A 22,418-nucleotide genomic window follows, 5' to 3' on the forward strand; every position below is an offset into this window, starting at 1 on the left:
CAGACCGGGATCGGCCGCTGCGGCCACTGGTTCGAGCACCAGGCACACCAGGGCGTCGAGCCCGACGTGGTCACCCTGGCCAAGGGCGCGCGCCCGCACCACCCCGCTTCGCCCCGTGCGCCCACCGCCCACGACTTGCCGAACCCCGGCACATGCGGTGGTCTCGGAGGTGGAAGCCCGCGCCCCTGTTGGAGGTGAACCACCGTGCTGTTCACCGACCGCACGGACGCCGGGCGGCGGCTCGCCGCGGCGCTGCGGCATCTGGAGCGGCGCGATCCCGTCGTCCTGGGTCTGCCGCGTGGCGGGGTCCCGGTGGCGTACGAGGTGGCGCAGGCCCTCGGCGCCCCGCTCGATGTGATCGTGGTCCGCAAGCTCGGTGTGCCGTACCGCCCCGAGCTGGGGTTCGGCGCCATCGGTGAGGGCGGGGTCCGGGTCATCAGCGACGAGATCGTCCGCCACGCCGGGGTCAGGGAGAAGGACCTCGCCTCCGTCGAGCGCGCCGAGGAGGCGGAGCTCGGGCGGCGGGCCCAGGCGTACCGGGAGGGTCGACCGCGTCTGCCGCTGAAGGGGCGCGCGGTGGTCGTCGTGGACGACGGGATCGCCACCGGGGCGACCGCGCGGGCCGCCTGCCAGGTGGTACGGGCGCAGGGCGCCGCCCATGTCGTGCTGGCCGTGCCGGTCGCGTCGCCCCATGTCGCCGCCGCACTGCGCGAGGACGTGGACGAGATGGCCTGCCTCTCCACCCCACACCTCTTCTCGGCCGTGGGTGAGTGGTACCGGGACTTCTCCCAGACCTCCGACGCCGAGGTCGTCGCGCTGCTGGCGCGGGCTTCCGGAGGCCGCACCGAGACCGAGGAGGTCGAGGTGGACGCGGGCGGGGTCCCGCTCCCCGGTGATCTCGCACTTCCCGGCGGCGCCGGGGCGGTCGTCGTCTTCGCCCACGGCTCGGGCAGCAGCCGCCACAGCCCGCGCAACCGCGCCGTGGCCACCGCCCTGAACCGCGCCGGTCTCGGCACCCTGCTCTTCGACCTGCTCACGCCCGGTGAGGAGGTCTACCGCGCCAATGTCTTCGACATCGGCCTGCTGGCCGGGCGGCTGGCGGACACCACCGACTGGCTGCGGCGGCGCGTGGCCCTCCCCGTTGGTTCCTTCGGGGCGAGCACGGGGGCGGCGGCGGCTCTGCGGGCCGCCGCCGGGACGGGCTCGGGTGTCGGCGCCGTGGTCTCGCGCGGCGGCCGCCCCGATCTGGCCGGGGCGGCCCTCGCCGGGGTGCGTGCGCCGACCCTGCTCGTCGTGGGTGGCGCCGACACCACGGTGATCGAGCTCAACCGGCAGGCGCGGTCCGCGCTGCGGTGCGAGAGCCGGCTGGAGATCGTCCCGGGCGCCACGCACCTGTTCGAGGAGCCGGGTGCCTTGGACCGGGTCGCGGAGCTGGCCCAGGACTGGTTCACCACGCATCTGGTGCGGCCGGCTGGCTGATGCCCCGGCGGCCCTCACTCAGCGGCGGGCCGACGCCCTTCCGTACGGGACGAGCCGCACCGGCCCCACCAGGCCGTACTTCTGCCGCTGCGCCACCCCGAAGACGGGCGCGTTCGACACCCGCAGCCGGTTGAGGAGGCTGGTGGCGACCTCCACCTCGATGGTGTTGGTGCCGCTGCGCAGATACGGGCCGACGTCGACGGTCGTGGTCACCTGGTCGGCGGGCGGCAGATGGCGCCCGTTGACGGTGACCCGGTAGGTGTCGAAGACCTCGCCCAGCTCCAGCGTCGCGCCGTGGCCGCCGGTCCAGGGCCGGCCCAGGCGGACGGTGGTGCGGTAGCGGCCGATGCCGGAGGAGTCGGCGAGATCCGGGATCTCCGTCCAGGGGACGAGCCCGTCGAGTTCGACGGTTCGGCGGGTCTTCCGCGTGGTGGAGGACGTGGCGCCCGGGGTCCAGTCCTCGGCCGACAGGGTCCAGCGGGTCAGCGGGATCGCCGCGGGTACGTCGTCGATGCGCGCCCGGACCGTACGGCCGTCGCCGAGGGTCGTGGCGTACGTCCCCGGGCGGGTGTCCCGGATCTCGACCTTGCCGTCGCCCGCACGGCGCACCTCGGCGGCCTCGGTCGCGGTGGCGTACCACTGCGGGGCGGGGCCGGTGGCCCAGCGGCCGGGGCGGGCGGTCGCGATGATCGTGGTGGCGCCGGGCTCCAGGGTGACGCGGAGCCTGAGACGCCCGTCGGGCAGCCGCGTGTACGCCGCGAGCGGCTCGATCGTGCCGGTCCACGCGTCGAGGCGGTAGGGCACGACCTCACGGTGGCGGGTGGTGAGGGTGACGTCGTGGCTGATGCGGGTGCCGGTCGAACCCTTCTTGCTGACGGCGTCGTTGGCGAAGAAGTAGTAGTCGGCGTCGGTGTCGGCGCGGTGGTTGTGGAGCAGCATCGAGGACTCCGCGTACTCGACGTCGCGGGTGAGGCCGAGCGCGGCGATGCCCTGCGGGACGTCGGGGCGGTCGGGGACGTTGCTCACGGTGGGCTGGGCGAGGAGTTCGCGGATCAGGGCGAGGAGCCGGTCGTTGTCGCCGGTGCGGGGCATGCCGGGCACGTGGCCGTCGCTCCAGTCGCCGATGACGATGATCGGCAGGCCCTTGCGGGCGTAGCCGAGGAGCTTCTCGGCGACGTCGGTCTGGAGAGTGTGCTCACGGCCGATCATGACGTCGCCGTCGACGAGGAGCGCCTTGTACGCCGGTCCTTCGGGGGCGAGCCTGCCGTTCTTCACCACGGCGTTCGGGAGGCTCAGCAGGCGGGGGCTGAGGAAGAGGTGGGTCCAGCCGACGGGGATGCCGTCGGCGGTGAACCAGGACGCGCCGAGTCCGGAGCCGGCGTAGCCCTTCTGCCACAGGACGCCGACGTCGACCTTGTTGACCCCGGTCTGGAGCACCTGCTGGGTGCGGCTCAGATAGCCCGCGATGTCGGGGGCGTGGCCCCAGGTGGGCTGGCGCGGTCCCCACGCCTCGCCGTAGCCGGTACCGCCGTTGTACGGGGAGAAGGCGGCGAAGCCGGGCCAGGCGGCGCCTGGTGCGGAGGCGTACGCGAAGCCGTGGAAGACGGCCTGGTTGACGCCGGCGGCGTACTGGATGACGAGCTTCTTGAGCGTGGCGTCCCAGGTGGTGGCGTAGGCACCGCCCGCGGTGCCGCCGGCCTCGTTGGAGAGGATGAGCTTGCCGCCCATGTCCCGGCCGCCGGCCAGGGTGCGGAAGTCGTCGAGGTTCTTGAATCCGAGCGACTCGCCCTCGGAGATGTCCAGGAGGGCCGCCTTGTACATGGCGTCGGTCTGGAGTCCGTACGGCTGGATGCGCAGCTGCAGCCCGAGGCCGTGGGCCCACTTCTGCACCGGGCGGAGGTGGTTCTCGACGTACAGCTCGGTGACGACCTCCATGAAGTCCCGCCGGATCGCCTTGTTGGTGACGGCGTCGAAGGCGAAGACGTACTTCTCCTTCGTCTGGAGGAGCGCGGGGAGGTACGGGGCGAGGGCGTAGCCCATGCGGCGTTCGAACTCGGCCTCGATGCCGGGGGTCCAGAGCGTGGCGTGGGTCTCCATCTCGAGGGAGTCCTCGAAGAGCGCGCCGCCGTTCTCCTTCAGCAGGGCGCGCATGCGGGAGGTGAGGATGTGCTCCTCCCAGTAGTCGATGACCGCGCGGGTGCCCGCGGCGCTGAAGTGGTCGACGACGTAGCTGAGCGGTGCGGTGTGGGCGGGGCCCTCGGGGCGCTGGCCGGAGCCGCGCAGCCAGCAGGCGATGACGAGCCAGGTGCCGTCGTCGGGGGCCGTCCACTCCAGGGTTCCGGCAGCCGCCGCGCGGGAGGTGAGGTCGGTGACGGTGTCGAGGTCGAGCTGCACCTGGGCGGCGGTGGGCGAGGTGCCGGCGGTGACCCGGGCGGCCAGGGCTCGGTGGAGCGTGCGGGTGGTGACACCGGAGCTCGGGGCGGTGACGGGCTCGGGCAGCGGGCCGGAAAGCGCGGTGCCGGCGGGGAGGACCGTGATGCCGTGCGCGAGTTCCTTGACGGCGCCGGGGCTGTCGGGCGTGATGCCGGGGACGGCGGCGGGCCAGGCCGGGCCGAGGGTGAGGTCGACGACGATGTCGCGCTTGCGGGCCCGGCGGAGGGCGGTTTCGACGGCGTCGGTCCAGGCACGGGTGCCCCAGCCGTGGCGGACCGGGTCGATGGGTTCGGAGACGCTGTGGGTGACCGCGGCGATCTCGACCCCGCCGAAGCCTGCGGCGGCGATCTGGTCGATCTCCCGCTCGATCTCGTCCGCGTCGACCAGGGCGTCCGGCCACCACCAGCGGAACTTGGGGCGCACGGGAGCGGCGGGGGACGCGAAGCGTCGGGCGAAGGCGCCCCGGGCGGCGGGGCCCGCTGCCGGGGACGCCGGTGCGGCCGTCGCGACGGCTTCGGAGAAGGGCAGGGCGGTGAGCACGCCCGCCGCCGCGGCCATCCTGAGGACGGCGCGCCGCCCGAGGCCGGTGTGCGGACCCGTACCGCCGTCCGGCTCGGCGTGCGCCGCCTCGTCGCTCACGGCCGTCTCGCCGATGCCCGGTCTGTTCTGCATCTCGCCACCCTGCTGGTTCGCCCGTGCCGGCACGCATGCCGCCGTGCAGACACGTTGAGAGGTTTGAACGATTCAATATCCCGGCTGGAACATATGCGTCCACCATGACCGACCACAAGAGGTATGCATGATTTTCTCCCCCGCACACACCGCCGACACGGCCGGCAAACCCACCAACAGCGTGCACATACGCAGACCAAGCGGTAGGTGATGCCCCAGCGCACCCCTCCCGCGCGAAGTCTTGACGCTTGCATCGGCAGCACTTAGCTTGCCACCGGACGTCGTAAAACGTTTCAACTCATCTTCGGGGATGCCTCGTTCACAGCCGACCGGGCCTCAGCGTCCGACGGCCGCTCCCCGCCGGAAGGAGCCCGGTCCTTGACTGCCTCGCCTCCCCCGCATCCGTACCGTCCGCCGATCCCCTCCCGCCGCCAGGTGCTGACCGCGACAGCGGCGACCACGGCGGTCCTGGCCCTGTCCGGCTCCGCAGCCGCCACGGCCGTGCCGCGCACGGACCCACCGCGTGCGGCCACGCCCGGAGCGGCCGTCGCCGCCGCTCCCGCGCTCGTCCCCCTGCCCCTCGGCGACGTCCGGCTGCTCGACAGCCCGTTCCGCGAGAACATGCGGCGGACCTGCGCCTATCTGCTCTTCGTCGACCCGGACCGGCTGCTGCACACCTTCCGCCTCAACGCGGGGCTCCCCTCGGACGCCGAGCCCTGCGGCGGCTGGGAGGCGCCGGACGTACTGCTGCGCGGGCACACCACCGGCCATCTGCTGACCGCCCTGGCCCAGGCGCACGCCCACACCGGCGAGGAGGCGTACGCGGCCAAGGGCCGCCGCATCGTGGCCGCGCTGGCCGAGTGCCAGGCGGCGGCACCCGCCGCCGGGCACCGGCCGGGCTACCTCTCCGCCTTCCCCGAGGAGGTCTTCGACCAGCTCGAAGCGGGCGGGAAGCCATGGGCCCCGTACTACACGCTGCACAAGGTGATGGCCGGGCTGCTCGACCAGTACCGACTGTGCGGCGACACCCAGGCTCTGGACGTGCTGCGGGCCATGGCCGACTGGGTCGACGGCCGGACCGCGCCCCTCCCGTACGACCGGATGCAGACGGTCCTGAAGGTCGAGTTCGGCGGCATGAACGAGGTGCTGACCGATCTCTACCTGACGACCGGCGACCCGGCGCACCTGGCGACGGCCCGGCGCTTCGACCACGAGGAGCTGTACGGTCCGCTGGCCGCCGGCCGGGACGAGCTCGCGGGGCGGCACGCCAACACCGAGATCGCCAAGATCGTCGGAGCGGCCCGGAGTTACGAGGCGACGGGGGAGCGCCGCTACCACGACATCGCCGCCCACTTCTGGAAGACCGTCGTCGAGGACCACTCCTACGCCATCGGCGGCAACTCCAACCAGGAGCTCTTCGGCCCGCCCGGCGAGATCGTCAGCCGGCTGTCCGCGGACACCTGCGAGAACTGCAACAGCTACAACATGCTCAAGCTCGGACGGCAGCTGTTCCTGCACGACCCGGACACGGCCGCCTACATGGACCACTACGAGTGGACCCTGATCAACCAGCTCCTCGCCGAGCAGGACCCGGACTCCGCGCACGGGTACGTCACGTACTACACGGGCCTCTGGGCGGGGTCGCGCCGGCAGCCCAAGGGCGGGCTCGGCGCCGCGCCAGGCAGCTACAGCAGCGACTACGACAACTTCTCCTGCGACCACGGGACGGGCCTGGAGACCCACACGAAGTTCGCCGACTCCGTGTACTTCCGGTCGGCGGACGGGGGCGGGAAGCCGGACGGTGGCGGAAAGCCGGACAACGACAGGACGGGGAAGGGCGGCAGGACGGGGGACGCGCTGTACGTCAATCTCTACATCCCCTCCGAAGTGCGCTGGCGCGAGAAAGGCGTGACGCTCCGTCAGTCCGCAGCCGATCCGGCCGGAGACCTCACCCGGATCACGGTCACCGAGGGCGGCGGCACATTCGCGCTCCGGCTGCGGATACCGGGCTGGCTGGCCGACGGGAAGGGCCGGGCCGCCTCCGTGCGCGTCAACGGCCGCCCGGCGGGCGGAGATCCGGCCGAGCCGGGCACCTACTTCACGGTCCGCCGCACCTGGAAGCGCGGCGACACGGTGGAGCTCCACCTGCCGCGTGAGCCGGTCTGGCGTCCCGCCCCGGACAACCCGCAGGTCCAGTCGGTCTCCTACGGGCCGCACGTGCTGGCGGGCGCCCACGGTGACACCGCCCTCGCGACCGTTCCGCTCGTACGGCCCGGCTCGCTGCGGCCGGCCGCCGGCCGGCCCGGGGAGTTCACCGTGCTCGCCGACGGGCAGCGGATCCGCCTGCTGCCCTTCCACCGCGTCCACCACCAGAACTACTCGGTCTACTGGGCCGTCGCCCCCGGCCCGGCCCGCCCGCACGAGGTCGCGCGCCACACCCTGGACGAGGGCGAGGGCACCACCTCCGCCGACCGGGCCGGCGCCTTCCCGCCCGCCCTGCTCGCGGCCGGGGCCTCCTGGACGGGCCAGGGGCCGGACGGCCACGCCGCCGTCGCGCTGGACGGCACCGGCGGCCATGTCGTCCTGCCCCGGTCCCTGCCGTCCGGGCTCGACGCCCTCACCGTGAGCGTCCGCGTCCGTCTGGACAGCCTCGCGAACTCGGCCCGGATCTTCGACCTCGGGTACCACAAGGGCACCTACCTCTTCCTCACCCCTCGCACCGGGGCCGGCACGGCACGCGCCGCGCTGAAGATCTCCGGCATGGAGGGCGAGGACGTCATCGACGCGGCCGGCCCCCTGCCCACCGGCCGCTGGATCCACGTCGCGCTGACCATCGGCGCGGGCACGGCCGTGCTGTACGTCGACGGGGCGGAGGCCGGCCGCAACGCGGCGATGACCCAGAGTCCGCTGCTCCTCGGCGCCTCGACCCGCAACTACCTGGGCCGTTCGCAGAACTCGACGCACCCGGCCCTGCACGGCGCGGTCGCCGACTTCCGGCTGCACAACCGGGCCCTGACGGCGGCGCAGGTCGCCGCACTCTGACTCCCCTCCCCCGCACCCCGATCACTGATACACGGAGCTCCCGCATGCCTGAATTCCCCCTGTCCAGACGTACGTTCGTGGCCGCCGCCGGGGTGGCGGGCACGGTCCTCGCCGTCGGCCCGACCGGCAGCGCGTCCGCCGCGCCGGGGCAGTCCCCCACGGCGTCCCCGGCCTCCTCCGGCTACTCCCCCGCGCGCTTCACCGACCCGCCGCGCGACAGCCGCCCCGCCGTCTACTGGTACTGGAACGGCACGGTCACCCCCGAGCTGGTCGACACCCAGCTCGCCGACCTCCGCTCCAAGGGGATGTTCGAGGTGATCATCTTCCCCTTCGACAACGCCGAGATGAAGCCCGAGTTCTTCACCGAGGGCTGGTTCGACATCGTCGAGCACGTCCTGCGGGTCGCGGAGCGCACCGGTATGCGGGTCTGGATCTTCAACGACGACCACTTCCCCAGCGGCCGCGCCGGCGAGTACATCGTCAAGGGCGGCACGGTCGGCTCACGCACCTACGAGCCACGCCCCGACCTGCGGCTCAAGGCCCTGTGGCGCTCCACCACCGTCGTGGAGGGGCCCGTCCGCGCCGATCTGCTCAGCACCACCGGCGTGGGCACGGAGTCCGGCCGCCTGGTGGCCGACGCGGACGTGCTCGGCGGTTCCGCCGTGCTGCGGGCCGGCGCCGGGTGGACCGATGTCACGGTCACCGCGAGCGCCAAGGGTGATCACAACTCCACCGTCACCCTCGTCGTGCGGGCGAACGCGGACGGCACGGCCGGTTACGCCGTCGAGTTCGACCGGACCGGTGTCGTCACCGTGTCCCGGCTGACCGGCGGCGAGGCCACCGAACTCGCCAGGACCACCCGCACCGACGGCTTCAACAGCACGAAGTTCCACACCCTCGTGGTGAAGGTGTCCGGGTCCGACCTCTCCGTCACCCTCGACGGCAAGGACAAGGGGACGGTCACCGACTCCGCGTACGGCTCGGGCGGTGCCGGGGTCCGCGCCACCGGCACCCAGCGCTCGCTGTGGGACAGCCTCGCCGTCACCGACGCGTCGGGCGCCTCGCTGTACGCGCAGGACTTCACCGACCCCTCCTCGGCCGGCGACTTCCCGGCGAGGACGGGCATCGCGGGTGAGCCCGTCGCCGCGGCGGCGCGCCCGATCGGCGCCACCGGCACCGGGGAACTGACCGATCTGACGCCCCTGCTCGGCGCGGGCGGGGACTGGCAGGTCCCCGCCGGCCGCTGGCAGATCGACCTGTTCGGCGGGTCCCCGCTCATCGACGACAGCCAGGGCTACAGCCGCAGTTACGTCGACCTGCTCGCCGACGAACCGGTCGAGCTGCTGCTGGACATCGTGCCCGGTGAGTACCACCGCCGTTTCGGACGGTACTTCGGCACGGTCGTCCCCGGCTTCTGGGACGACGAGCCGTTCTTCGCCTCCGCCGAGGCCCACTTCAAGCGGCTGCCCTGGTCGCCCGCCCTGGAGGACGCCCTGCACGCCGTGGGCACGGGACCGGGTCTGGCGTACGCGTGCGCCTTCGACGACCTGGGCCGCACGGGCCGGATCGAACGCGGCCGTTTCTGGCAGGCGGTCTCCGACCGCTTCGCCGCGGCGTTCGAGAAGCAGGCCCGCTGGTACGAGAAGCGGAAGACCGTCCTGATCACCAATCCGCTGTACGACGAGACCTCGCCCTCCAAGCGCATCCGGTCGACCGGGGACCTGCACAAGGTCAATCAGTGGGCGCAGATCCCCGGCGGAGACGTCATCACCGCCGAGTACGTGGCGGGCGGTTCGACGATGGCGCCCCGCAACCCGGCGTCCTCCGGCCACCAGATGGGCCGCGAGCGGGTGCTGATGGAGGCCTTCGGCAACATGGGCTGGGCCGTGGCCCCCGACTTCGTACGCGCCCTGCTGGGCGCGTACGCCACCCGGGGGATCAATCTCACCGTGCTGCACGCCCTGTGGACGGACGAGACCCGGGTGTTCTTCCCGCCGCCGTTCGGGCCGCGTTCGCCGTGGTGGTGGGCGATGGAGCCGATCTCCGACTGGATCGGCCGGGTGATGGAGCTGGCCCGGGGGACCTCGGCGGCCCGCACGGCGCTCGTGCAGCCGCAGCGGGCGACCGAGCAGTTCACGGGCACCGAGCGACAGGGTGAGGTCGACGGTGCGTTCAACGGCGCCGCCGAGGCGCTGGAGCAGGCCCAGGTGGACTTCGACCTCGTGCACGAGGGGGCGCTCTCGGGCGACCGCGGCCTGCGGGCGCACGGTGCGGTGCGCGACGGCCGGCTGGTGGTCGGCGCGGCCCGCTACGACCTGGCCGTCCTCCCCGTGACCCCCGCCCTCACCGCGGCGACCGTGCGGAAGCTGGCCGAGTTCGTCCGCGACGGCGGCACCGTCGTCGCCGTGGGCGAGCTGCCCCTGGAGGACGCGAACGGCGAGGACCGCTCCCTGCAGCGGGCGTTCAGCGGCCTGTTCGGCGACAGCGTGCCGAGCCGTCGCCGCTCCGGGAAGGGCGAGGCCGTACGCGTGGCGGACACCGGCGGGCTGCGGGACGTGGCGTACGCCGCCGGGGTGGCCGCCGCCGTCCTCGAACCGGCCGCACCGGCCCTGCGGGTCCTGCGCACCGTGCGCGGCGGGGACACCGCCTTCCTCATCAACAACGAGAGCGGCGAGACGGTCGAGACCGTGGCCGCGCTGCCGGCCGCCGGGGTGCCCGAGCTGTGGGACCCGGCCACCGGCACCGCCCGCCCGGCGCCCGTGTACCGCACGGACCGGCGGGGGAAGGGCGGGACCGGCGTACGGGTGCCGCTGCGCCTCACGCCGTACGAGACGCAGGCCGTCGTGCTCCGCCACGGAGCACGGTCCGGTCCCCATCTGACCGACGCCGCGCTCCCCGTCGAGACCGTCACCCGGCACGGCCGTGAGCTGCGGGTCACCGCGGTCGCCGACGCACCCGGCCGGTACCCCGTGGCGGGCACCGACGGTACGCACGGCTACCGAGGCACCGTCGTGGTCACCGATCCGCTCACCCCGGTCCCGCTCGACGGCGAGTGGACGCTGCGGCTGGCCCGCGAGGGTGCCGAGCCGGTGACCCGGCCGCTCGGCAGCTGGACGGATCTGGAACCACTGTTCTCCGGCAGCGGCACCTACTCCACCGCGTTCACCCTGGACCGGGCGGCGCTGCGGGACCGGGGGTTCCGGCTCGCCCTCGGCGTCGTACGGGAGGTCGCCGCGGTCACGCTCAACGGCACGGAACTGCCGCCGCTGCTGTGGAGCCCCTACACCGCCGACGTCACCGAGCTGCTGCGGCCGGGCCGCAACACGCTCTCCGTGAAGGTCTCCAACACCCTGTCCAACGAGCGGAACAAGCCCATCCCGTCGGGTCTTTTCGGCCCCGTCGTCCTCCGCCCCTACCGCCGTGCGACGGCCGCGCTCCCCCGCGTCTGATCCGCCCTCCCCTACGTACAAGGAGCACCCGCGTGCCCAGGTCCAGACCCCTTCCCTCCCGCGCCCGGCGCCGCCCCGCGCTGCTCGCCGCCAGTGGGCTCACCGCCCTGGTGACCGTCCTGCCGACAGCCGTCACCGCGGACGCGGTCGCCCCGGCCGCCCTCTCGGCGACCGGGCTGCGCACCCAGCACCTCGCCGAGGCGCTCGGCATCGACGACACGACCCCTTCGCTGAGCTGGCGCACCACCGCCCGTGCCCGGTCGGCCGTCCAGTCCGCCTACCGCATCCAGGCGGCCACCTCCCTGGACAAGCTGCGGCGTGGGCGGGCGGACCTGTGGGACTCCGGCAAGGTGAAGTCCGCCGTGCCGGAGGCGACGTACGCCGGTGAGAAGCTCGGCTCGCGCACCCGTGTCCACTGGCGGGTGATGCTCTGGTCCGGCGGGTCCGGGCGTGACTCGGGGTGGAGCGAGGCGGCCGTCTTCGAGACGGGCCTGACGCAGCAGCGGGACTGGAAGGGCGCCGACTGGATCACCCACCAGGACTGGGCGCTGAGCGAGCGCGCCGTCACCCCCGTGGTGGTCGAGGTGGAACGCACCACCGCGCGTTACGTCCGGCTGGACGTGACAGAGCTCGGGCTGCCGCTCGCCGACACGTTCCCCGGGCAGACGTGGCGGGTGCAGCTCGGCGAGATCGACGTACGGGACTCGACGACGGGCACCTCCGGGCTGGCGAAGGGCTCGGCGGTCACCGCGTCCGAGACGAACACCCTCCGCAAGACGTGGGAGCCCGCCCTCGCCGTGGACGGGCTGCCCAACAGCGCCCTGCAGACGGCCGCCGGTTACGCGAGCGCCGCGCACTCCGGTCCCGATGTCTCCGGGCAGCCCGTCGTGCTCACCCTCGACATGAAGTCAGCGAAGACGTTCGACGAGGTGGTCCTGTATCCGCGCGCCGACGTCCTGACCGAGGACGGCAGGGTGCCGAACTTCCCGGTCGACTACACCGTCTCCGCGTCGGACGCTCCGGACTCGGGCTTCACCCGGATCGCCGGGGTCACCGGGCAGCGACCGCCGAAGCCCTATCTGCCGGCCGGACTGCCGCTGTTCGCGAAGGACTTCGCACTGGAGCGGAAGGTGCGCAGCGCCCGGCTGTACGTGTCGGGGCTCGGCATCCACGAGACGACGCTGAACGGCCGGCCCGTCGGTGACGCCGTGCTCGAACCCGCGAACACCGACTACCGGGACCGGGTGCAGTACGCCACGTACGACGTGACGAAACAGCTCGGAAAGGGCGCCAACACCCTCGCGGTGGCCCTCGGGAACGGCATGTCGAACGTGGTGTCCACCGCCGACCGCTATCGCAAGCTGTACGGGAACATCAGCGACCCGAAGCTGATCGCCCGGCTGGAGATCACCCTGTCCGACGGTTCGGTGCGCACGGTCCGCAGCGGCGACGACTGGCGGACCACGCTCGGCGCGACGACGTCGTCGAACTGGTACGGCGGCGAGGACTACGACGCGCGCCGCGCGATCCCGCACTGGGACGAGCCGCGCGGGTCGCGCGCGGGCTGAGAGCGCGCCGCCGAGGTGGCTGCCCCCGGCACGCCGGAGCGGCCCGCGGTCCTCAGCGCGCGGGAGACCGAGCCGGTCCGGGTGGTCGAGACCCTGGAGGGGAGGGAGGTCGAGGGCGCTGCGGGGAGCCGGGTGTTCGACCTGGGCCGGAACATCGCGGGCTGGCCCGAGATCACGGTGCGGGCGCCGAAGGGCACCGCGGTGCGGATCTACCCGTCCGAGTCGCTGAAGGACGGCCGTGCCTTCCAGTCGATCAGCAATGTGGGCGGCCCCCTGTGGGACAGCTACACGACGGGCGGTTCCGGGTCGGAGACGTGGCACCCGTCCTTCAGCTACCACGGCTTCCGCTACCTGGAGTTGAGAGGGCTCCCCGAGGGCGCCACCGTCTCGGTGCGGGGCAAGGTCCTCCGGGCGGACAACGCCTCGGCCGGGGACTTCACCAGCTCCGACGAGCTGATCAACGGCATCCACTCGATCATCCGGCGGTCGATCGAGGGCAACATGATGAGCGTCCTCACCGACTGCCCCAGCCGGGAGAAGCTCGGCTGGCTGGAGCAGAACCAGCTCGTCTTCCCCGCCCTGGCCGGCAACTTCGACATGCAGGCCTACATGCGCAAGATCATGCGGGACATGGGTGACGCGCAGACCGAGGACGGTCTGGTCCCGAGCACGGTCCCGGAGTACACGAACCTGCCCGGAAGTTACCGCAACGACTCCAACTGGGGCGGCGCTGTCGTCCTCGTCCCGTGGCAGATGTACACGACGTACGGCGACAAGGACACGCTGTCCGCGTACTACCCGCGGATGAAGGCCTACGCCGCCTTCCTGGAGGGGCAGGTGAAGGCCGGCATCCTCGACTACGGCCTGGGCGACTGGTTCACCCCGGACCGCACCTTCCCGCGCGCGGTGGCGGGGACGTACGGCTACTGGCGGGTCGTCGACGCGCTCAGCCGGATCTCCGGCGTCCTGGGCGACGCGGAGGCGGCGGCGCTGTACCGCGCGAAGGCGGACGCGAGCGCGAAGGCGGTCTCCGACGCGTACTACGACCCGGCGTCCGGCACGCTCGGCGGCGGCGGGCAGGGTGCCGAGGCGCTGGCCCTGGACATGGGGGCCTATCCGGAGGGCGAGCGGGAGCGGCTGCTGGGTCATCTGGTCGGCAGCATCGAGGCCGCGGGCGACCACCTGCTGCTGGGTGAGATCTCGCTCCCGGCCGTCTTCCGGGTCCTGTCGGGGGCGGGCCGCGACGACGTGGTGCACCGGATCGCCACGCGGACGACGAGCCCGAGCTACGGCTACCAGGTACTGGCGGGCAACACCACGCTCGGCGAGAGCTGGGACGGCGGCCCGGGGCAGTCGCAGAACCACTTCATGCTGGGTGCCATCGACTCCTGGTTCACCGGCCGGGTGGCGGGCATCCAGCAGGCGGAGGGCTCGGTGGGCTACCGCAGGCTGCTGGTGGACCCGGCGGTCGTGGGTGACCTCACCTCCGCCTCGGGGTCGTACACGACGCCGTACGGCAAGGCGTCGACGTCCTGGGAGCGGGACGGCGAGCGCTACCGGCTGCGGGTGACCGTGCCGGCCGGTTCGACGGCCGAGGTCCATGTCCCGGTCGGTTCCGGGCGTCCGGGTGCCACGGCCGGGGCGCGGCTGCTGCGCACGGAGAACGGCGAGGCCGTGTACGAAGTGGGCTCGGGCGACTGGACGTTCACGTCGGCGTACACGGGTGTGCCCGACGCGTCCTGATCCGGGCCCGGCACGGGGCGCCCTCCGGAGGACCGGGGGGCGCCCCGTGGCGTGCGGGCGCCCTCGCGGCGAGAACACCTGGTGCGCACTTGTGAGTTGAGCGATACGCGACCGTTATGTGAATCGATTCAAGCGCCCTGGAAGATAGTGCTCCGCCCCGAAGGCTGTCAAGAGCGCCCACCCATTCCCCCCATTCAGGTCGTACATCACCCCTCTTCCTGGAACTTCTCGCCATCAACCCATTGACTGCGCCCGCAATCCCCGTTTAGCTTCCGAGCAACCTCATTGAAACCTTTCACGGCGGGTGGAGCGGAACGGTCCCACCGCTGAGGAGCATCCATGAACCAGTCCGCCCCGGACCCGGCCCCGGTCCTGGCCCTGCAGGGCGTGAGCAAGTCCTTCGGTGCCGTACGGGCCCTGCAGGACGTCTCCCTGCAGTTGTTCCCCGGCGAGGCCCACGCGCTCGCCGGTGAGAACGGCGCAGGCAAGTCGACCCTGATCAAGGCCCTCGCCGGAGTGCACCGCCCGGACGGCGGCGACGTGCTCCTCGACGGGAAGCCCGTCGTCTTCCACGGCCCGGCGGACGCGCGTGACGCCGGCATCGCCGTCATCTACCAGGAGCCGACGCTCTTCCCCGACCTGTCCATCGCCGAGAACATCTTCATGGGCCGGCAGCCCCGGCGGTCCCTCGGCCGCATCGACCGCAAGGCCGTGCACGAGACCACCGCGGGGCTGATGCGCAGGCTCGGCGTCGACCTGGCGCCGGACCGGCCCGCCCGCGGCCTGTCGATCGCGGACCAGCAGATCGTCGAGATCGCCAAGGCCCTCTCCTTCGACGCCCGCGTCCTGATCATGGACGAGCCGACCGCCGCCCTGACCGGCAGCGAGACCGCCCGGCTCTTCTCCGTCGTCCGCACGCTGCGCTCCGAAGGCGCCGCGGTGCTGTTCATCTCGCACCGCCTGGACGAGATCTTCGAGCTGTGCCAGCGGGTCACGACCCTGCGCGACGGCCGGTGGATCTCCTCCGAGCCGCTGGAGGGCCTCACCGAGGACGACCTGGTGCGCAGGATGGTCGGCCGTGACCTCGACGACCTCTACCCCAAGCAGGACGCCGAAGTCGGCGACGTCGCACTGTCGGTGCACCGGCTGACCCGCGAGGGTGTCTTCCGCGACGTCTCCTTCGAGGTCCGGCGCGGCGAGATCGTCGCGCTCGCCGGACTCGTCGGCGCCGGACGCACCGAGGTCGCGCAGGCGGTCTTCGGCGTGGACCGTGCCGACGCGGGCGAGGTGAAGGTGGCGGGCACGGTGCTGCGCCCCGGTTCGCCGACCGCCGCGATGGACGCCGGACTCGCGCTCGTACCCGAGGACCGGCGCCAGCGCGGGCTGGTCATGGATATGTCGATCGAGCGCAACATCGGGCTCACCGGCCTGGACGAGGTCCGCAAGCGCGGGCTCGTCAGCCGGGCCCTGGAGCACGACCGGGCCGCCGACTGGGCGGTGCGCCTCCAGCTCAAGTACAACCGGCTCGCCGACACCGTGGGGGTGCTGTCCGGCGGCAACCAGCAGAAGGTCGTGCTGGCCAAGTGGCTGGCGACCGGCCCCAGCGTGCTGATCGTCGACGAACCGACCCGCGGGATCGACGTCGGCACCAAGGCGGAGGTCCACCGGCTGCTCTCCTCGCTCGCCGCGGAGGGCCTCGCCGTACTGATGATCTCCTCCGACCTCCCCGAGGTCATCGGCATGGCGGACCGGGTGCTCGTGATGCACGAGGGCCGGCTCGTCGCCGAGATCCCGCGCGCGAGCGCCACCGAGGAGTCGGTCATGGCCGCGGCCACCGGACGTAACGAGAGGGCAGCGGCATGACCACCACCATCGAGAGCCCCCCGGACACCGCGAAAGCGCCGGAGCGGAGTGCCACCTCGCTCGTGGACGCGGTCTTCCGGGCACGCGAGATCTCCATCGCGGGGGCGCTGGTCCTGCTGATCCTCGGCACCTACCTGGCCAACCCGCTCTTCCTGTCCGACCAGGGCGTCAAGGACCTGCTGCTCAACGCGTCGATCCTGGTGCTGCTCGCGGTCGGCCAGTCCGCCGTCGTGATCACCCGCAACATCGACCTGTCCGTCGGCTCCGTCGTCGGCCTGTCCGCCTTCGCCTGCGGCAAGTTCGTCGCGGGCAGCGACCACGGTGTGCTGACCGTGATGCTGCTGGGCATCGCCATCGGCGTCGTCTGCGGCCTGGTCTCCGGCGCCCTCGTCAGCTTCGGCAAGGTACCGGCGCTCGTCGTGACCCTGGGCATGCTCTACATCATCCAGGGCATCGACTACTGGTGGGCGCAGGGCGAGCAGATCAGCGCCTCCGACGTGCCGGAGGCGATCCTGGGCCTCGGCAGCGGCAGTGTGCTGGGTATCCCCTACCTGCCGCTGATCGCACTCGTCCTGCTCGCGGCGACGGCGTACTTCCTGCGCGGCTACCGCTCGGGACGTGAGCTGTACGCCATCGGGTCGAGCCCCGAGGCCGCCCGTCTCGCCGGCATCCCGATCCGCCGCCGGGTGCTCGCCGCCTACGCCTTCTCCGGGGCCGTCGCCGGCTTTGCCGGGGCCCTGTGGCTCGCCCGCTTCGGCACCGTCGTCGCGGACAACGCGCACGGCTGGGAGCTGACCGTCGTCAGCGCCGTCGTCGTCGGCGGTGTCGCGATCACCGGCGGCACCGGCACCGTCTGGGGCGCCGCGCTCGGCGCCCTGCTGCTCACCACCATCGGCAGCGTCCTGGTGGTGCTCAAGGTGGACTCCTTCTGGCAGGGCGCCATCACCGGCGCGCTCCTCCTGCTGGCCATCAGCGTCGACCGGATCGTGAACCTGCGGATGACCGCCGCACTGAGGAAGAGGAACGCCCGTCATGACCACGGCGCCTGACACCAAGACGGCTCCCACGCCGCGGGCCGGAACGAAACCCTCCCTGGTGCGCAGCCTGGCGCTGCGCTGGGACACCGCGGTCGGTGTCCTGCTGGTGGCGGTCCTCGTCGTCGGACTCGGGAGCACGGAGGGCTTCGGTTCGGCCGAGAACCTCGCGTTCGCCTTCAACGACATCGCCGAAGTCGCCATCATCGCCCTGCCGATGACCCTCCTGGTCGTCGCCGGACAGGTCGACCTGTCCGTCGCCTCCATGCTGGGCCTGGGCAGCGCCCTGACCGGGGCGCTGTGGGAGGCCGGCTGGGCCTTCGAGACGATCGTGCCGGTGGTGCTCCTGGTGGGCATCGCCGGAGGTCTCCTCAACGGCTGGCTGGTCACCAAGGTGGGGCTGCCGTCCCTGGCCGTCACCATCGGCACCCTGGCGCTCTACCGGGGCCTGGCCTCGGTGGCGCTCGGCAGCGACGCGGTGACGGACTTCCCGCAGGTCTACGCCGACTGGGCCGTCGACACCACGACCGTCCCCGGCACCTTCCTCACGTATCCGGTGCTGCTCTTCATCGCCCTGGCCGCGGTCACCGCGGTCGTGCTGCACGCCACCGGCCTGGGCCGCTCGCTCTTCGCGATCGGCGCCCAGGAGGAGGCGGCGTACTTCGCCGGCATCCGGGTCAAGCGGATCAAGCTGCTGCTCTTCGTCGTCACCGGCCTGTTCTCGGCCTTCGCGGGGATCGTCTTCACCCTCCGGTACGGAAGTGCCCGCGCGGACAACGGACTCGGCTTCGAGATGCTCGTCATCGCGTCGGTCCTGCTCGGCGGCATCGACTTCGACGGCGGGAAGGGCACGCTCTTCGGCGCGGTCGCCGGTGTCCTGCTGATCGGCGTGCTGAAGAACCTGCTCACGCTCAACGACATCGCCAACGAGGTGCAGGTCATCGTCACCGGGCTGCTGCTCGTGGCGTCCGTCCTGACCCCGCGCATCATCGCCGCGGTCGTCGAACGACGGCACCGGCGGGCCGCGAACACCCCTGCACCGCAGTCGTGACCCGCCCCCTTCCCCCTACCTCTTCGCTCCCTCCTCGAAAGGCACACGCCGCCATGATGCTCCGCAATGCCGCTGGGCGCCGCGCCGTCGCGACCGCAGCCACCGCCGTCTCCCTCGCCCTCGCCCTCACCGCCTGTTCCGGCACCACGAAGGACAGCGAGGACAGCGGCGGCAGCGAGAAGGCCGGCAACAGCTCCGCGAAGGCCGACCCGAACGCGCCGCTGAAGAAGGGCCTGAAGATCGCCTTCCTGCCCAAGCAGATCAACAACCCGTACGAGAAGATCGTCGACGAGGCGGGCATCGAGGCGGCGAAGGAGTACGGCGGCACGGGCAAGGAGGTCGGCCCCTCCGACGCGAACGCGTCCTCGCAGGTCTCCTACATCAACACCCTGATCCAGCAGCGCCAGGACGCCATCCTCGTCTCGGCGAACGACCCCAACGCGGTGTGCGGCCCGCTCAAGCAGGCCATGAAGAAGAACATCAAGGTCGTCGCGTACGACTCGGACACCGCGAAGGACTGCCGTCAGCTCTTCATCAACCAGGCGAGCTCCGAGGAGATCGGCCGCAGCCTGGTCCAGCGCCTCGGCGAGCAGCTCGGCCACAAGGGCAAGATCGCGATCCTGTCGGCCACCCAGAACGCGACGAACCAGAACACCTGGATCGACTACATGAAGGAGGAGCTGAAGCTCCCCGCGTACAAGGACATGGAGCTGGTCAAGGTCGCCTACGGCGACGACGCCGACCAGAAGTCCTTCCAGCAGACCCAGGGCCTCATGCAGGCCTACCCCGACCTCAAGGGCATCATCTCGCCCACCACGGTCGGCATCGCCGCCGCGGCCCGCTACCTGAGCGACTCCTCGTACAAGGGCAAGGTCGTCCTCAACGGGCTCGGCACCCCGAACCAGATGCGCAAGTACGTCAAGGACGGCACCGTCGAGCAGTTCTCGCTCTGGAACCCGGAGGAGCTCGGCTACCTCGGCTCGTACGCGGCCGCGGCGCTGGCGTCGGGGCAGATCACCGGTGCGGAGGGCGAGAAGTTCAAGGCGGGCAAGCTCGGCGAGTACACCATCGGCAAGGACGGCGAGATCATCCTCGGCGAGCCGACCGTGTTCGACTCCAAGAACATCGACACGTTCAACTTCTGATCGGGGGCCCGGACTCCATGCAGCGCGTCTGCTTTCTGCTGAAGGTCCGCGAGGACCGCAAGGACGAGTACCGCGAGCGCCACGCGGCGGTCTGGCCGGAGATGCTGTCCGCGCTGTCGGAGGCGGGCTGGCACAACTACTCGCTGTTCCTCCGCGAGGACGGCCTGCTGGTCGGCTATCTGGAGACGGAGGACTTCGACGCGGCCCGGGAGGCGATGGCCGCGACGGAGATCAACGCGCGGTGGCAGCGGGAGATGGGCGAGTTCTTCGAGCAGTCGGAGGCCGCCGACGAGGCCATGGTCCCGCTGACCGAGGTGTTCCACCTGGCCTGAGACGCCTCGGTCCGGCCTGGGACGCCTCCGTGGCCGATGCCCGCCCTGGCTGTCACCCGACAGCCAGGGCGGACGTCTGTCAGGACGTGGCCGGAGTCCCCCGCACGTCCGGGTACTCCACCTCGTCGACGAGGTCGTAGCCGAGGGCGGTCAGCCGGGCCGCGACGTCCTTGGGGCTCCGGCCCGTCAGGCTCGCGCTGCGCAGCACCTTCTCCAGGCGGACCCCCTTCCGGTACGAGCGGTCGACGGTGGCCAGCAGCCGGATGTCCGCCTCGTCGGCGGCCTCGGGCAGCTTCGCGTCCTCGTGCAGCCGGTGGCCGAGCTCCGCCAGCCTGTCGGCGACCGACGCCGGGCTGCGCCCCGTGGCGAGGGACCCGCGCAGGACGTGCTCGACCCGCAGCCCGACGACGGTGTCCTTCCGCAGCCAGGGCCGGCAACCGTCGAGGTTCTCGCTGAGGAGCACCAGGTCGTCGTCGTCCGGGGAGCCGGGCACCGATCCGTCCGGCATGCCGAGCCCCAGCACCTTCAGCCGGTCCACGACGTCCTGAGGGCTCCGCCCCGTCTCCCTGGCGACGGCGAGGACGTGGCCCACGGTCGGCCACACGGACCCACCGAGCCAGCGGCCCGCACCGGTGTCGCCGGTCCCGAGCAGCCGTTCGTCGTCGGCCCCGGGGGTGTACGGCAGCCGGAGTCCGAGGGAGGCCAGCCGCGCGGCGGCGGCGTGCGGGCTGCAGGACAGACGCCGGGACACGTCCAGCACCTGGGCGGCGGACACCTCGTCGCCCCAGCGGAGCCAGTTCCCCTCCCCCCTGGCGTCGACGCGGATCAGCATGACGTCCCGGGGGTCCGGGGTCTCGGGGAGCGGCCCGGCGCCGCCCATCCGGTAGCCGAGGGCCGTCAGCCTGCGCGCGACATGGGCGGGGCCGCGCCGGAACTGCTCCGCCGTTTCGAGGAGCTGGCGCAGGGAGACGGGCTCGGACACGTCGATCCATGAATGCGTGAACGAGGAGACGTTCTTCTTCCTGGTCAGCGCGGCGTCGTCGAGGGCGACCGTCTCGGGCAGCGGCACGCCGGCGCCCTGGATGTCGGCGTACCCCAGCGCGGTCAGCCGGGCGACCACCTCCGCGGGGCTCCGGCCCAGCAGAGCGGCCGCGTGCAGCACGTGTCCGTACGGGACCTGCCTGCCGGGTTCGAGCGGGCGCGTGCCGTCCAGGTCACGGCTGGCGATCCGGCGGTCGTCCGGATCCTCGGGCGTGGGGACGTCGTTCATCGGGCGGGCCTTCCGTCTGCGAGGGGGCGGTGTGCGGGGCGGGCGAACGGTGCGGGGCGCGTCATTCGGAGACCGCCACGTACCGGCGCGTCTCGTCGCCGAAGTCGGTGTCCTCCTCCTGACGGCCGTCGAGGTTCACGCGCACCCCCTGCGGCTCCAGCTCCGTCCAGATCCGCAGCATCATGTCCTGGCTCAGGAAGTGGTGCGAGAGGTCGAGCTCCCGGAGGTGGGCCAGCGACTGCCCGGCCAGCAGCGCCTCGGCGCCCTCGTCGCCGAGGGTGCCCATCGACAGGCTCAGCGAGATGAGCCGGCGTACCACCGGCGCGGTGGCCAGGGCCGCCGCCAACTCGTCCTGCACCGTGCTGTTCTGCAGCCCCAGGTGGCGCAGGGCCGGCTTGCCGACGCCGGTGAGCAGCGGGGCCAGGTGCTCGGCCGTGGTGCCGCCGCCGTAGTAGTCGTCGCCGAGCCACAGCTCCAGCCGCTCCAGCGAGGGCAGCGAGGCGGCGGCTATCTGGGCCGCCGCCTCGGGGGGCAGCCCACCGGACTCGACACGCAGCACCCGCAGCCCCGCATGGCCCGTCACGGGGAACTCCAGGCCGTCACCGCCCCGCAGGGCCAGCTCCCGCAGACCGGGGAACGCCTCCAGGAGTTCGGTGAGGTCCTCCAGTTCGATCATGGAGATCATCGACTCCTCGTCCTCCAGGTCGCCGAGGAACAGCGCCTCCAACCCCGAGAACGTCTCGCGCAGACCGATCAGCCCGTCCAGACCTCCTCCGCCGTCGCTGTCGTACCAGGGGCTGCCGAGGATCAGGGCACGTATCTTCCCGAGGTCGACGGATTCGGTGAACCGTTTCCAGTAGGAATCGAAGCGCTCGTCGCTGGAATACGGGTCGCAGTGCAGCCGCCAGGCCACGGCGTCCGCGTCGGGCAGGTCCACGGGGTTCGCGTAGGCCGGGAAGGTGAAGGCGGGCAGCCCGTGGAACTGCTCGACGTGGTGGACATGGTGGACATAGGACAAGGCAGTGCTCCTGACAGTCCGTTCGATGGCTGTCCGACGTGTTCTACCAGCCGCCACCGACATTGCGGGCCCCGTGCCGTTGCCACGCGACGCCCCGCCCCTGCCACGCCTTGCGCACCACGATCTCGTTCAATACGACGGTGCGCCTGCCGTCCTCGGATGCCGTGGGGGCGGGCAGGGGTGTGCGCATGCTCCGTACGTACGTGCTGGCTGAACGACCACTACCCTCCCTTCATCGCCTACCCGACGCCGGCTTCCGAGGAACACCGTGGACAGACGGGTAGCTCCCTACGTGTCCCCGTGGACGGGTGAGAGCACA

At 72.1% G+C, this 22,418-nt stretch carries 14 protein-coding genes and 1 pseudogene; 11 read left to right on the top strand and 4 right to left on the bottom strand.

The window, feature by feature from the left end; all coding sequences use genetic code 11:
• Positions 1 to 189: pseudogene (locus tag ABT001_RS36085) on the top strand (acetylornithine transaminase); the annotation flags it as partial.
• Positions 190 to 204: 15 nt separating this feature from the next.
• Positions 205 to 1,479 carry a phosphoribosyltransferase family protein gene (locus tag ABT001_RS17690; protein WP_351278004.1) on the top strand — a complete coding sequence of 425 codons (1,275 nt, stop codon included), beginning with the start codon at positions 205 to 207 and terminating at the stop codon, positions 1,477 to 1,479.
• Positions 1,480 to 1,497: 18 nt separating this feature from the next.
• Here the strand turns inward: ABT001_RS17690 and ABT001_RS17695 are convergent, their stop codons facing one another.
• On the bottom strand, positions 1,498 to 4,584 hold the full coding sequence (locus ABT001_RS17695; RefSeq protein WP_351278007.1) for a glycosyl hydrolase: 3,087 nt from the start codon (positions 4,582 to 4,584) through the stop codon (positions 1,498 to 1,500).
• 378 nt (positions 4,585 to 4,962) lie between these two features.
• On the opposite strand from ABT001_RS17695, the gene ABT001_RS17700 reads away from it, so the two are divergent.
• The 9 genes from ABT001_RS17700 (at position 4,963) to ABT001_RS17740 (ending at position 19,811) form a co-directional block, all read left to right on the top strand.
• Complete coding sequence (locus ABT001_RS17700; protein WP_351278010.1) at positions 4,963 to 7,626, top strand: glycoside hydrolase family 127 protein; 2,664 nt, start codon at positions 4,963 to 4,965, stop codon at positions 7,624 to 7,626.
• Between the two features lie 44 nt (positions 7,627 to 7,670).
• On the top strand, positions 7,671 to 11,075 hold the full coding sequence (locus tag ABT001_RS17705) for a glycosyl hydrolase (RefSeq protein WP_351278013.1): 3,405 nt from the start codon (positions 7,671 to 7,673) through the stop codon (positions 11,073 to 11,075).
• 32 nt (positions 11,076 to 11,107) lie between these two features.
• Positions 11,108 to 12,643, top strand: a complete 1,536-nt coding sequence (locus ABT001_RS17710) for an alpha-L-rhamnosidase N-terminal domain-containing protein (protein WP_351278015.1) — start codon at positions 11,108 to 11,110, stop codon at positions 12,641 to 12,643.
• Positions 12,644 to 12,658: 15 nt separating this feature from the next.
• A complete protein-coding gene (locus ABT001_RS17715; RefSeq protein ID WP_351278018.1) occupies positions 12,659 to 14,386 on the top strand; it encodes an alpha-L-rhamnosidase in 1,728 nt (575 codons plus the stop codon).
• 339 nt (positions 14,387 to 14,725) lie between these two features.
• Positions 14,726 to 16,249, top strand: a complete 1,524-nt coding sequence (locus tag ABT001_RS17720) for a sugar ABC transporter ATP-binding protein (RefSeq protein ID WP_351278021.1) — start codon at positions 14,726 to 14,728, stop codon at positions 16,247 to 16,249.
• A complete protein-coding gene (locus ABT001_RS17725; protein ID WP_351278024.1) occupies positions 16,246 to 17,298 on the top strand; it encodes an ABC transporter permease in 1,053 nt (350 codons plus the stop codon). Before ABT001_RS17720 ends, ABT001_RS17725 begins: the two co-directional genes overlap by 4 nt.
• The gene (locus ABT001_RS17730; RefSeq protein ID WP_351278027.1) at positions 17,282 to 18,334 is read left to right on the top strand and encodes an ABC transporter permease; all 1,053 of its coding nucleotides are present in this window, start codon (positions 17,282 to 17,284) and stop codon (positions 18,332 to 18,334) included. The genes ABT001_RS17725 and ABT001_RS17730 overlap by 17 nt, the downstream gene beginning before the upstream one ends.
• A 53-nt stretch (positions 18,335 to 18,387) precedes the next feature.
• Positions 18,388 to 19,479 (top strand): rhamnose ABC transporter substrate-binding protein, encoded by a 1,092-nt coding sequence (gene rhaS / locus ABT001_RS17735; RefSeq protein ID WP_351278029.1) that lies wholly within the window; start codon positions 18,388 to 18,390, stop codon positions 19,477 to 19,479.
• Positions 19,480 to 19,496: 17 nt separating this feature from the next.
• The gene (locus ABT001_RS17740; protein WP_351278032.1) at positions 19,497 to 19,811 is read left to right on the top strand and encodes an L-rhamnose mutarotase; all 315 of its coding nucleotides are present in this window, start codon (positions 19,497 to 19,499) and stop codon (positions 19,809 to 19,811) included.
• Between the two features lie 79 nt (positions 19,812 to 19,890).
• Here the strand turns inward: ABT001_RS17740 and ABT001_RS17745 are convergent, their stop codons facing one another.
• The 3 genes from ABT001_RS17745 to ABT001_RS17755 all read right to left on the bottom strand — a co-directional run bounded on the left by ABT001_RS17745 (position 19,891) and on the right by ABT001_RS17755 (position 22,289).
• A complete protein-coding gene (locus ABT001_RS17745) occupies positions 19,891 to 21,081 on the bottom strand; it encodes a wHTH domain-containing protein (RefSeq protein ID WP_351278034.1) in 1,191 nt (396 codons plus the stop codon).
• A gap of 61 nt (positions 21,082 to 21,142) precedes the next feature.
• On the bottom strand, positions 21,143 to 22,099 hold the full coding sequence (locus ABT001_RS17750) for an STM4015 family protein (protein WP_351278037.1): 957 nt from the start codon (positions 22,097 to 22,099) through the stop codon (positions 21,143 to 21,145).
• Between the two features lie 43 nt (positions 22,100 to 22,142).
• Positions 22,143 to 22,289 (bottom strand): hypothetical protein, encoded by a 147-nt coding sequence (locus ABT001_RS17755; protein ID WP_351278039.1) that lies wholly within the window; start codon positions 22,287 to 22,289, stop codon positions 22,143 to 22,145.
• Positions 22,290 to 22,418: the final 129 nt, after the last annotated feature.

Origin of the sequence: Streptomyces sp. NPDC002793, assembly GCF_040295485.1 — a bacterium.
Classification (GTDB): Bacteria; Actinomycetota; Actinomycetes; order Streptomycetales; family Streptomycetaceae; genus Streptomyces.